This window comes from Paenibacillus sp. MMO-177 (genome assembly GCF_037147795.1).
Taxonomy (GTDB): domain Bacteria; phylum Bacillota; class Bacilli; order Paenibacillales; family Paenibacillaceae; genus Pristimantibacillus.
Genome location: NZ_JBBCUR010000001.1, coordinates 1,157,215 through 1,169,294, shown reverse-complemented (window position 1 = coordinate 1,169,294; position 12,080 = coordinate 1,157,215). Strand labels below are relative to the sequence as shown.

The window sequence follows — 12,080 nt, the reverse complement described above, 5'->3', positions numbered from 1 at the left end:
GTCTTCACATGGAAAAGGTTATACAACCCGCTATCCAGAGTAAACCGCGAACAGCCAGCTCCGGCAGGCTAAGAAGGTTTTGGAACAACAAGACTTTGCTTCTGATGTGTTTGCCGGCCATTGCTTTCTTTATTATATTTGCTTACTTGCCAATGCCGGGCGTGTATCTGGCGTTCATCCAGTACAACTATGCGGACGGGATATTCAAAAGCCCCTTTGTCGCCTTTGATAACTTCCGGTTCCTCGTCATGAACGGAGATTTGTGGCGGCTGACTTTTAATACCGTAGCTTACAATCTTGCCTTTATCTTGCTGGGGAACGTGCTGCAAATATTCGTAGCGATCCTGCTTAACGAGCTGCGGCGCAAATGGTTTAAGAAAGTGGCTCAAACCTTATTGTTCCTTCCGCACTTTATTTCGGCCGTACTGATCGGTCTAATCGCTTACAACATCCTTAGCTACGATTACGGCCTGCTGAATCATGTGCTTGCATCTCTCGGCATGGATCCGGTAAAAGTGTACTCCAATTCTCACGTATGGCCGTTCATTATCGTATTAACCTACCTATGGCAGTCAACAGGTTATGGCTCTATCGTATACTTCGCTGCCATTATGGGTCTTGATAACGAGATTATCGAAGCTTCTGAAATTGACGGTGCAAACGCTTTCCAAAGGATTATGTACATCGTAATTCCATGGCTAAAGCCAACCTTCATTATCCTGTTGCTGTTCTCGCTGGGCGGCATTATGAAAGGCAACTTCGGTTTGTTCTACAACTTGGTTGGAGCAAACAATACGGCATTGTACTCGACGACGGATATTATCGAAACATACGTATTCCGTTCGCTTATGACGAACTTCAACTTCTCTATCGGTAGTGCGGTTAGCTTATATCAATCGGTGTTCGGCTTCGTGATCGTAATAACGGCCAACTGGCTCGTTAAGAAGGCGTCGCCGGAAAACTCGTTATTCTAGGGGGTGCTGACATGGAAGAGAATATCGTAGAATCCAGAAGCATTCGGACGGATGCGAGCGAAGTCATCGTCAGATGGTTTGGCTATACCGTAATTTCCATCTTTGCACTTTGCTGTTTGCTTCCTTTTCTTCTCATACTGGGTACATCGTTTACATCCGAATCGGCCATTAAGAAATTCGGTTTTAACTTCTGGCCTAAAGAATTCAGCACGTTTGCTTACAAGATTGTATTCGAGAATCCGGATATCATCGTAGGCTCGTATATTGTAACGATTCTGCTTACCGTCGCTGGTACGGCTATCGGTCTATTCATTGTAGCGATGACCGGTTATGCGCTGCAGCGTCCGGACTTTGGTTACCGGAACGGGATCTCGTTCTTTATCTACTTCACGACCTTGTTCTCCGGCGGCCTTGTTCCTTTCTACCTGCTTATAACGCAATATTTGAGCCTGAAGGACAATTATTTAGCCGTGTTGCTGCCAGGGCTTCTCAGCCCGTTCCTGATCATTATGATGAAAAGCTTCGTCCGTTCCATCCCGCATGCCATAACGGAATCGGCGAAAATTGACGGGGCAGGGGACTTTACGATTTTCATGCGGCTTATTCTTCCGATGACGACACCGGCACTTGCGACGATTGGTCTGTTCATCGCGCTTGGCTACTGGAACGAATGGTATAACTCGATGCTGTTCCTGTCGCCGAATATGGAATACCGTCCACTCCAATTGTTCTTGTATAACGTGGTTACCAGTGCCGACTTTGTCCGCAACTCTGCAGCAGCCTCCAATGTCTCGCTTCGGGATGTGCCGCTTGAGTCGATGAAAATGGCAACGGCCGTTGTTGCGACCGGGCCTGTTATTCTGTTCTATCCTTTCGTGCAGCGTTATTTCATTAAAGGTATTACCGTAGGCGCAGTTAAAGGCTGATGTGCCGAAGGCCAAAGGGCCTCTTCACATAACGGGCAAAGCCCGATATTGAAAAACAAAGGGGAGACGTGCATGTTTAAGAAAAGTTCTGCAATCTTGCTGTCTATTTTGATGGCTTCCAGCTTGGCAGCCTGCTCCGGTAACAACAAAGATAACAAACCAGCAGCCTCCGACAAACCAAGCAACAGCGCGAGCTCGGACACAAACGCTTCAACAAACACAGGCGGCGATTCCGCCGTGGACACTTCCAAGTTCGTTAAGATTACCTATCTCGTGCTTGGCAACAAGCCTACGAACGGTCAGTTCGAGAAGGTACTGGCAGAAGTGAACAAAATCATGAAGCAAAAAATCAACGCCGAGCTGGAGTGGAAATGGATTGAATGGACGGACTGGCAAACGAAATACAACCTTGCGCTTGCTTCCGGCGAACCCGTTGACCTGATCACAATCGGTACGGACTGGCTCGATACATGGGGCAACGCACAACGCGGCGCCTTTATGAACCTGGATGACCTGCTTCCGAAATATGCGCCTCAAACCTGGAATTCGGTTCCGCAAAAAGATTGGTCGGAGTCCAAATACAACGGTAAAATCGTCCTTATTCCTGAAGATCAATATACGCAATGGGTTAACCATGGCTTCTTCTACCGCGGTGACTGGGCGAAAGAAGCCGGCATCACGGAGCCAATCAAAGATTGGGAAGGCATTGGCAAATACCTTCAATACATTAAGGACAACAAGCCTGATGTAATTCCTTGGGATGCAACTGCTCAAACGAGCACATTCGGCGGCTTCGATACATCCTACACGGATAACCTTGAACTGCCAATCTCGACAGGCTACCTGCCGGTCTTCACTGCGAAATCCTATGATGAGAAATATACGATCAACAGCCCTGTCTTCGAAGATACGATGGTCAAATATGCAACGATGATGAAAGAATGGGCAGACAAAGGCTTCTGGCGCGAAGACGTATTGAACAACAAAAACGATACCCGCGCTTCGCTCCGTGCAGGCCTGACGGGCATGGACCAGCACCATACGCAAACCTTCGGCGGTCTCCGCGTTCAAATGGACAAAGACCAGCCGGGATCCGATCTGCAAATGTTCCCGTTTGCCCGCCAAGGCGGCAAAAACTTGCTTGAGCTGTCCATCACTCACGGCGGTACTTCCGTTGGCGCACACAGCAAAAATCCTGAGCGCGCTCTGATGGCTTACGACTTGATCCGCAACGACGAGCAAATTTACCACCTGCTCAACTACGGCATCGAAGGCGTGCAATATGAAGTTAAAGACGGCAAGCGTCAACAGCCAGCTGGCTATGACGAAACAAAAGACGGCTTCTACTCCGACTTCTGGGGCGGCCGTGTCGACAAATTCGAGATTCCAAGCGTAACGACGTGGGATAAGCTCGAAGAAACGTATTACGCTGAGTATGACAAAATCAAGAAGCCTTATCCATACGGCCAATTCGTATTCGACAAAACACCGGTTGAAGCAGAGTTGACAGCCATTACGCAAGTAACGGGCGAGATGGGCCCAGCGATTGCTTACGGTAAAGCAGGCGACCCTGTCAAAGCGGTTGAACAATTCCGCAGCAAGCTGAAAACAGCCGGCTACGATAAAGTTCTTGCCGAGCTGCAAAAACAAATGGATGCATTCAAAGCAAAAATGGAATCCGGTCAATAAGCAAGGAAGGAAGCCGGGATTTGACGCTAAGCGTCAGATCCCGGTTTTTCTCATTGCTTGGCAGGGATAAAGATATCAATCTTGGAATCCTGCCGATCCAAGGAGTGGATGTCATGCCAATACTCGATATCAACAGGCCTTTCGCCAAACGTGTTATTTATATAATCATACGTATTGCCAATCTCTGATTCCGGGCCTTCATGAACGATTCTGATGTATCCTCCGGAAGGCAAAGTGTAGGTTGTCATGTCCGCGGGTATATTCTCAAAAGCATTTACTTCGAAAGCGATCACATGCTGGTAAGGGGTGTCATGCGTCCATTGGCCATCCTGATTGTAGATCTGAATCAAATAAATGCCCTCTTTATTCCGGTTCGGCAGCGCATTCCTGCGTTCGGCCAGCTGCTTACGCAACTCGCCTACAATCCGCGATTGCAGAACGCTGTTAAGACTTTCCCTAATCGAATAGCCAACCAGCTTGAGCTCTTCCTGCCCAATCCTGTCGATCTGATAAGTGCTCAATGTTTATATCCCTCCAGACATGGTAAATATAACCATTAATAGAATAACGAATATACGTTCGCTTGTAAAGAGGTGATTTTCGGCTATAACGTTTACGTTGACGTTAATATTAAACAGGAGTATTCTAAGTATAGAAACAATGTTTGAACAAGCTTGGAAGTGGGTATCAAAAGGTTAGGGATAACATTTTGAAGGAGGCATCTCTTATGTACAATCATATCCTTGTTCCCGTTGACGGTTCGCAGCAGGCAAGCAAAGCTCTTGATCATGCGATCAAGTTGGTGAAGGCGCTAAATGCAACGATACGGCTGTCCGTCATCCATGTAACGGGACGCGTCGCGATGAGTCAGGCTTTTGTTTACGTGGATGTGGGAGAGATGCTGGAGAAGGAAGAGAATGAAGTGCTCTCCGCAGCCGCCGAACAGCTGAGAGGCTCCGGAATTGATTATACGCTGCTTAGAGCCGACGGCGATCCGTCCACTCTGATCTGCAACACGGCGAAAGAGCGGAGTTGCGACCTGATCGTGATGGGCAGCCGCGGCGTGGGACTTGTCTCGGAAATCCTGCTTGGCAGCGTCAGCCATGGGGTATCCCAGCATGCTCACTGTCCGGTTCTGCTTGTAAAATAATAGATGTTAAGTGAAAAGGCTGCCCGCGGGCAGCCTTTTTTTCGCTTTCTGATTCCTTTGCGATGCGGCATATCGTTAAGAGCTCGGAAAATGAGCTTTCGTTAATGCTTAACGATGCGGCACATTGTTAAGCCGCCGGAAATCGGCCAAATTCGCTCAATATCGCATAAAAGCAGCCGTCTTAACGATGTGGCACATCGTTAAGGCGTCGAAAAAGTGGCAGCTATCTTTCCTTAACGATGCGGTACATCGTTAAGGCTTTTTGAGCTGTTGTTTTTAAGACAAGCACGAATAGTACATGAATAAGCATATCCTCGAAGTACCACAGAGTAACTGGAAATATTATTTACTCCTTCTGTCTCTCCCTATACGATCTGAAAAATCGGCTGAACCGGGATGAACTCCACCGGGACATCCGGATAAAGCAATTTCAACTCCTCGCTTAACGCGCGCATGCCCGGCTCTTCGCTTTCCGCATGGCCCAAGGTTAGCAAAGCTTTTGCCCGGCCTTGGTGCGCGGCATCCCGGATATATTCCGGCGTTTCCCATTCCGGGCCTTCCCCAACGATAAGCAGATCGAGGTTGTGTTCGCGCATAAAAGGAATTGCGGTTGAAGCGCCTCCCCGGTAACCGACCAGAATGCCCGCCCGGCTGACTGGAGCGGAAGGATCGCCCGTAATCCTGAGGAAAGGCATTCCAAGCTTTTGCTTTACATGCGCGGCAATCTCCGTGACCGTCATGGAAGATAACTCGAGAATGGCCGCGATAGGCAGCATGTCCGTCAAGCGGGATTCCCATTCCAACGCAGACAATAAGCCCGTCATAATAATGTCCGGCTGCTTCCGGTGGCAGTAATCATGGTAACGGAAAATCGCGATGCCGCTTTCTTCAATAAGCTTCAGCTTTTGCGCAAAAACCGGATCGTTCGCGATCAGCGTTTCTTCATGCCGGTGGCTGTAGGAGAGGGGCTCATGCGTAATAAGAAGATTAGCTCCGGATGCGACAGCTTGTTCGATTGCTTGCTGGGTTGGCATGAAGGACACGGCAATTCCGGTTACTTCGTAATTGGACTGGCCGGCCATCAGTTCATCCACGGTGTTAGGAATCGGGGGAACCGATGAGCGTAAGGCATCTATGATGGTTTGAACGGTTATCGGCATTAATCATGATCCTTTCTTGTTCGTTTGATTGGAGCGACAGAACCTCTATCTATTTGCTGCCGGGATAAATTTTTTCGCCCTTCTCCAGCATCTCTATAAATTGTTGAATCTTCTTCACCCGCGTCTCCTGCTTTTTCACATTGTGAATGCGGAACAGAATCGCATACCGGTTCTGCTTGTCCAATGTCTCGAAAAACTGTCGGGCCTGCTCGTTGCGCGCCAGCTCTTGGGCGAAATCTTCAGGAACGGCAGCGTTGGACTGCGATTCGTACGCTTTGTCCCATAATCCGTTCTGTTTGGCTATTTCGATGGCCTTAAGGCCGCTCGGCTGCATTTTGCCTGCAGCGATAAGGGCTTCGGCTTTATCTTTATTAATTTGCGACCAGATGCTCTTTGGTCCCCTTGGCGAAAAACGCTGAATCCAGCTTTCTTCGTCATGCTTTCTTTTATGGCTGTCGATCCAGCCGTAGCATAAAGCAACGTCCAACGCCTCGTGGTAGGTAACCGAGGGTTGCGAGGCGTTCTTTTTCGCAATTTGCAGCCAGATGCCGGACGACTGGTCGTACTGCCCGGCAAGCCATTGCTCGAATGCCGTCTGATCCGGGAAGTGGAGAATAGGCAGTTCTATTTTGCTCATTGTACAAAACTCCTTTATGCCGTTTCCTTCCAACATTATAGCATTGTCGTACCAACCGTATAAGTCTTGAGTTTACAAACTTTTCCTATAAAATGAGGATACCGTCGCATAGGCGGCTGGATGAAGAAAACAGGGAGTGGACAAATGAGCCAAGTTAGAGCTATTCGGGAGCATGAGCTGCAGGAGCTTCTGGACTTATACCGTCATTTGATTCCGAATGATCCGGAGCTTCAGGCAGCGGATGTACGAGAAATATGGAGTCAGATCCGGCAGGATCGCAACATGCATTATCTGGTTGCAGAAGACAATGGCCGGATAGCGGCAGCGTGCGTGCTGATTATTATTCCGAATTTAACAAGAGGGGCAAGACCATACGGACTGATCGAAAACGTAGTTACCCATTCCGATTTCCGGAGAAAAGGTTACGGAACCAACGTATTGCAGGAGGCCCTCGCTATCGCCTGGAAGCAAAATTGCTACAAGGTGATGCTGCTGACGAGCTCCAAACAGGAGGGCACCTTTACTTTTTACGAAAAGGCCGGTTTTGTAAAAGGGATTAAAACGGGGTTTATTGCGAAGCCGTAATCCAAAGGTTAGGAGGGATAAATTGAAACCCGCCAAACGATTAACGAACATAATCGTGTATGGTTGTCTAATCATCGTAATCGGGATTGCCGCCGCAGCAGGCATATGGTATCAGCAAACGAAGCCGCTTAATACCGACGGGCTGTCCACTTTTACGCCCCCAGATGGAAAACCTCCGGAGTATGTGGTTGGTCTGGTGAACAAGGGGCTCCGGAAAATCGACATCGTGAGTGTAACGATTAACGGAGCATCCCCATCCGGCCCCGTGCAGCGTTACGGTCAAATATAAGTATCTGGGATTTACGAAAAAGCTCACGGTTACGAGATGGTTTAATAATAATCGCTAAGCTTATCCAAGCTACGTTGGATTTCATGCAGCGTAATGCAACGTTTTGCCCCGACAACTCGGCCTACGTTGGATTTTCTGCAGGATAATCAGCTCAATCTGGATGAAAGCGGCGGATTCTTTTCACTTTTACTGGAGTGGATCCAACGTAGCTTCGAAAACCTTCCTTATAGCTTTATTTCAGTGTAGAAAATCCAACGTATGGGTAAGCGAGAAAACAGTTATACCTATATGTTATTTAATTCCATTAAAGGAGGCTTATTAGAAGTTGAGAGGAATCATTGTTTTATTAGCCATGTCATTCATGCTGTTAAGCGGATGCTCGAACGGGGGAGCGGGTGATTCTTCTTTAATGGATGACATTAAGCACAGCATGGAGAAGGCAAAGGTGAAGGCTGACGAGATCGTTCATGTGGAAGTCGTGAAGGATGGATTCCAGGTATTTTATCGCGATGGCGAGGCACTGAACACGGGATTTGTGAAAAATAACTCTGCTGCGAAGTGGACGGCTTTTTCACAGGAATCAAACAATCTTAACCCGGAAACCGACCTATCCTGGAGCGCAAATAATAAAGAAGACCTCCTTTTGTACTTCTTCTACGGCGTGATCTCTAATCCGGATATTGCCCGCGTGATCACGAAAAAACCGGACGGATCGTCCGAGAAATCAGCCAAAATCGTAACAACCGAAAGCGGCGTAAGACTGTGGTTCACTTACTACGATGAGCAGGTTGACGCACCGATGGACATCGTCGGATTAGACAAGGACGGAACTGCGGTTTATCCCTGAGTGATTCATTTCACATATCGTTCCGATTTAGTGTGATTGGAATCACATCGGCGGGATGCCTTGCTTCCGTATACTTGGATCATAACAAGTTGAAGAAAGCGGGGAGAGCTTCATGCTGAATGAAAACACGATAGCCATTATTAAATCGACTGTACCGGTGCTTGAGGTTCATGGGACGGCCATTACAAAAAGGTTCTATCAATTATTGTTTGCCAGTCATCCCAAGCTTATGAATGTATTTAACCATGCGAACCAAAGACAGGGCAAACAGCAGACCGCGCTTGCGAATACCGTTTATGCCGCTGCTTTATATATCGATAAACTTGAAACCATCCTTCCGGCCGTGAAGCAGATCGCGCACAAGCACCGCAGCCTTGGCATTACGGCTGACCAATATCCGATTGTCGGGAAAAACCTGCTGCAAGCCATTAAAGAGGTGCTTGGCGATGCCGCAACCGACAAGATTCTGAATGCATGGGCCGAAGCCTACGGCGTTATCGCGAATGTGTTTATCAGCGTCGAAGCGGAGATGTATAGGGAAGCCGAAGAGCAGCAGGGAGGCTGGGCCGGTTACCGCGCATTCCGCATCGAGCGCAAGGTTCAGGAGAGCAATGTCATTACCTCCTTCTACCTGGTACCGGAGGACGGCGGAGCGATTGCAACGTTTGAGCCGGGGCAATACGTGAGCATGAAGATGAACATTCCAAGCGAGAAAAACACACATATCCGCCAGTACAGTCTGTCGGATGCGCCTGGCAAGCCGTATTACCGGATCTCGGTCAAAAGAGAGGATTCGCAAGAAGGCAAGGATGCCGGCGTTGTCTCTGTATACCTGCATGAGCAGGCGAAGGAAGGCGAGGTGCTCTGGCTGTCCGCACCGGCCGGTGACTTCACGCTTGATCTGAAGGATACGCGTCCAGTGGTGCTGATCAGCGGCGGAGTTGGCTTGACCCCAATGGTCAGCATGCTGAATACGCTTGTAGATACGGAAGCAGACCGTCCGATTACTTTCATTCATGCGGCACAAAACGGGCAATTTCATGCTCTCAAGCAGCAGGTAGAGGAGAAAGTCGCTCAAGCGCCGCAGGCAAAAGCTTATTGGTGCTATGCGCAGCCAACGGAGCAGGACGAAGGAACGTATCACAAAGAAGGCTACGTGGATCTTCCGTGGCTGCAGGAAATTATTCCTTCGAAGGATGCCGTGTTTTACTTCTGCGGACCAACGCGGTTTATGGCTCATATCAACCGCCAGCTTCTCGAATGGGGAGTTCCTGCGGAAGATATTCACTACGAATTCTTTGGTCCAAAAGGCAGCCTGGATGAGGCGGAAAAAGAAGCCGTGGCCAAGTAATTAGCTGATCGCAAATTCAGCTTTCCTTCTTGGCCCGCAGCAGCCGGTTGATCGTCTCCCGGCGGAGACCGATAAACTGTCCGATCTCGTCCTGGGTCAGGACATCGGTCAGCTTCTCCGGTGAGATGTACTGATCGAACCACGCTTCAAGCTTTCGCAGCTTGTCCGCCGGCGTAATCGCGGTCAACTGATCGATCCGCTGCTGCATCATGCGGAGCTTGTCCTGCAGCTGCAGCCCGATTGAACGATAGCGCTCGGGATGCTGCTCAAGCTCCTCGTACCAGGCGGCAGCGGGAAGAATATCCACTTCGCTTGTGACGATTGCGATAGCCGTGCCGAAGTAAGGGTTCGGACTTATGAGAGAATGATGCGGGATGATTTCGTCCGGCACGATAATATTGACCAGAATTTGCGAGCCGTCAGGGTGAACGCGCACGATTTTGAGCAGTCCGCTGCGCAGATGGAAGAGCGGCCCTGCCTCTCCCTGCAGAAATAAAGTTTCGCCTTTATGCAAAATCATAAGCGGTGAAGCCTCCGTATAAACAAGCGAAGCCTGAAGCGGGGCTTCGCTTTTTTTGTTTTCATTATACGACAGTTTAGATTTTTATATTGCATTGCCATCCAGTTACGGTATTCTATTAGGGGAACTTGCGTTCGATAAGGAGGGATGGCTTGCGACAGTTGGAGAACGAACAGGACATTATAGAACTCGTGCTCGAGGACGAGTGGATGATGAAGGTACTGCATACGGCGGGATCATTGAATCTGCCGGACTGGTGGGTATGCGCGGGTTTTGTAAGGTCCAAGGTATGGGATTATCTGCATGGCTATACGGAGCCGTTCGCGCTGCCGGACGTGGATTTGATTTATTATGATCCTTCCCAAACGGATGAAGCGGTAGAAAAAATGCTCGAGCAGAAGCTGAGAGACGTCATGCCGGCGGTTCCGTGGTCGGTGAAAAACGAAGCGAGAATGCATCTGGTGAACGATATTGAGCCTTACGCATCCGCGGTTGATGCGATGTCCAAATTCCCGGAGACGGTAACCGCTTTAGGTCTGTCCTTGGACGACCGGAACGGAGTTGTGCTGTCGGCGCCTCACGGAATCCGGGATTTGCTGGACTTCGTTGTCCGGCCAACGCCGCATTTTAAGCAGTCGCCGGCTCTTATGCCGATCTATGAGAAGCGTCTTCTTCAGAAGAACTGGAAGAGCAGATGGAATAAGGTTGAAGCAGCGGTTACTCAGGTTTACATGATTCGGCATGCTCACTCCGTTTATAAGGCAGACGACGAATTGTACAGGCGGTTGTCTCTTCAGGGAGAAGAAGCGGCGAAACGAGTCGCCGATCTTCTGGCGGATGAACCGATTTCGGCTATTCTCTCCAGTCCGTACAAACGGGCGCTTCAAACGGTCGAGCCGTTAGCGGCACGGAAGGGCCTCCCCATTCAAGTGGAGGAAGACTTTCGGGAGCGGTTATTGGCGGACCGGCCGCAGAATGACTTTGATTACGCCATCCGGAAGGTATGGGAAGAGGAGGCCTTCTCCTGGCCGGGCAGCGAATCCAATCTTGTCGCGCAGCATAGAGGGGTACAGGCTCTACAGAGCGTACTCCGGCGTTATCAGGGAGATACCGTTGCCATCGGGACACACGGCAACCTTATGGCATTAATGATTAAGGCCTTTAACCCGGAATACGGCTATGCATTCTGGAAACAGCTAAGCATGCCCGACATTTATAAGCTTAGCTTTAACGGACTTGCGCTGACGCATATGGAACGAATTTGGAATTTAACCTAAATGGTGCCTGCAACACGGAAAATTCCTCCTACAGAGGTTCACCATGTAAATGAAAGTCATACGCTATGAAAAATCTTAATAATATGTAACTAAGAGAGGGATAACCCTCTCTTTTTCATCTAATCTTTTTCGTTAAAGTAATTAAAAGCCTTTGTTAACAATTCGGAAAGCATTAAAGTTTGCTCCTCGCCCAGGTGCTCGACAAGGCCGCTAAGGTGCTGATTCAACTGCTCGTCCGCTTCCTTTGCAATCCGTTCTCCTTTAGGCGTGAGCTCTATTCCCACGGAACGCCGGTCATCCGGGTCTACGGTACGTTCAACAAGGCCGTCGGCTATCAGCTTCTTGAGAAGCTGGGTGACGGTTGGGGTAGTGACAAGCAGCTTGTTGCTTATTTCGGATACTCTGATTTTAGGATTATCGGCATCGGTATTCATCATAATGCAGAACAAAATGCGAAGCTCGCTCTTGTTAAGACCGCTAACCGATCGTTGTCTCCACTCGGCTTTTGCAAAACGGGTAAATGATTCCCTCAAACGTTGGATAGTCTCCTGATGGTTGTCTTTGTTCATACCTACTCCCAATCCCTAAGTTGTTAATTGTTTATACTTGAAATATATCATACTTCTCATTATTATGATTATAGTTAAGTTGGTAAACTAATTATTTAACGCCAAG

General features: G+C 48.8%; 14 protein-coding genes. 9 read left to right on the top strand and 5 right to left on the bottom strand.

Annotated elements, in window-relative coordinates:
* Positions 1 to 8: 8 nt before the first annotated feature.
* The 3 genes from WFK81_RS05235 to WFK81_RS05225 all read left to right on the top strand — a co-directional run bounded on the left by WFK81_RS05235 (position 9) and on the right by WFK81_RS05225 (position 3,589).
* Positions 9 to 974, top strand: coding sequence for an ABC transporter permease (locus tag WFK81_RS05235; protein ID WP_336785365.1), 966 nt, complete (start codon positions 9 to 11; stop codon positions 972 to 974).
* Between the two features lie 11 nt (positions 975 to 985).
* Positions 986 to 1,900, top strand: coding sequence for a carbohydrate ABC transporter permease (locus WFK81_RS05230; protein WP_336785364.1), 915 nt, complete (start codon positions 986 to 988; stop codon positions 1,898 to 1,900).
* 72 nt (positions 1,901 to 1,972) lie between these two features.
* Positions 1,973 to 3,589, top strand: a complete 1,617-nt coding sequence (locus WFK81_RS05225; protein WP_336785363.1) for a DUF3502 domain-containing protein — start codon at positions 1,973 to 1,975, stop codon at positions 3,587 to 3,589.
* 50 nt (positions 3,590 to 3,639) lie between these two features.
* Here WFK81_RS05225 and WFK81_RS05220 read toward each other — a convergent pair whose 3' ends face one another.
* Positions 3,640 to 4,110, bottom strand: coding sequence for a GyrI-like domain-containing protein (locus WFK81_RS05220; RefSeq protein ID WP_336785362.1), 471 nt, complete (start codon positions 4,108 to 4,110; stop codon positions 3,640 to 3,642).
* A 206-nt stretch (positions 4,111 to 4,316) separates the two neighbouring features.
* Here WFK81_RS05220 and WFK81_RS05215 point away from each other — a divergent pair, with 206 nt between their 5' ends.
* Positions 4,317 to 4,739, top strand: coding sequence for a universal stress protein (locus WFK81_RS05215; protein ID WP_336785361.1), 423 nt, complete (start codon positions 4,317 to 4,319; stop codon positions 4,737 to 4,739).
* Between the two features lie 365 nt (positions 4,740 to 5,104).
* On the opposite strand, the gene WFK81_RS05210 is transcribed toward WFK81_RS05215, so the two are convergent.
* On the bottom strand, positions 5,105 to 5,899 hold the full coding sequence (locus WFK81_RS05210) for a Nif3-like dinuclear metal center hexameric protein (RefSeq protein WP_336785360.1): 795 nt from the start codon (positions 5,897 to 5,899) through the stop codon (positions 5,105 to 5,107).
* A 49-nt stretch (positions 5,900 to 5,948) separates the two neighbouring features.
* Entirely contained in the window at positions 5,949 to 6,536 is a 588-nt protein-coding gene (locus tag WFK81_RS05205) for a YdeI/OmpD-associated family protein (protein ID WP_336785359.1), read from the bottom strand.
* 144 nt (positions 6,537 to 6,680) lie between these two features.
* Here WFK81_RS05205 and WFK81_RS05200 point away from each other — a divergent pair, with 144 nt between their 5' ends.
* From WFK81_RS05200 to hmpA, 4 genes are all read left to right on the top strand, one after another.
* Positions 6,681 to 7,121 (top strand): GNAT family N-acetyltransferase, encoded by a 441-nt coding sequence (locus WFK81_RS05200; RefSeq protein WP_336785358.1) that lies wholly within the window; start codon positions 6,681 to 6,683, stop codon positions 7,119 to 7,121.
* A gap of 22 nt (positions 7,122 to 7,143) precedes the next feature.
* The gene (locus WFK81_RS05195) at positions 7,144 to 7,410 is read left to right on the top strand and encodes a hypothetical protein (RefSeq protein ID WP_336785357.1); all 267 of its coding nucleotides are present in this window, start codon (positions 7,144 to 7,146) and stop codon (positions 7,408 to 7,410) included.
* A gap of 325 nt (positions 7,411 to 7,735) precedes the next feature.
* Positions 7,736 to 8,257 (top strand): hypothetical protein, encoded by a 522-nt coding sequence (locus WFK81_RS05190; RefSeq protein WP_336785356.1) that lies wholly within the window; start codon positions 7,736 to 7,738, stop codon positions 8,255 to 8,257.
* A 112-nt stretch (positions 8,258 to 8,369) separates the two neighbouring features.
* Positions 8,370 to 9,608, top strand: a complete 1,239-nt coding sequence (gene hmpA / locus WFK81_RS05185) for an NO-inducible flavohemoprotein (protein ID WP_336785355.1) — start codon at positions 8,370 to 8,372, stop codon at positions 9,606 to 9,608.
* Between the two features lie 16 nt (positions 9,609 to 9,624).
* Here hmpA and WFK81_RS05180 read toward each other — a convergent pair whose 3' ends face one another.
* Positions 9,625 to 10,128, bottom strand: a complete 504-nt coding sequence (locus WFK81_RS05180; protein ID WP_336785354.1) for a Crp/Fnr family transcriptional regulator — start codon at positions 10,126 to 10,128, stop codon at positions 9,625 to 9,627.
* Between the two features lie 152 nt (positions 10,129 to 10,280).
* On the opposite strand from WFK81_RS05180, the gene WFK81_RS05175 reads away from it, so the two are divergent.
* A complete protein-coding gene (locus tag WFK81_RS05175) occupies positions 10,281 to 11,405 on the top strand; it encodes a nucleotidyltransferase family protein (RefSeq protein ID WP_336785353.1) in 1,125 nt (374 codons plus the stop codon).
* A gap of 119 nt (positions 11,406 to 11,524) precedes the next feature.
* Here WFK81_RS05175 and WFK81_RS05170 read toward each other — a convergent pair whose 3' ends face one another.
* Entirely contained in the window at positions 11,525 to 11,974 is a 450-nt protein-coding gene (locus WFK81_RS05170) for a MarR family winged helix-turn-helix transcriptional regulator (RefSeq protein ID WP_336785352.1), read from the bottom strand.
* Positions 11,975 to 12,080: the final 106 nt, after the last annotated feature.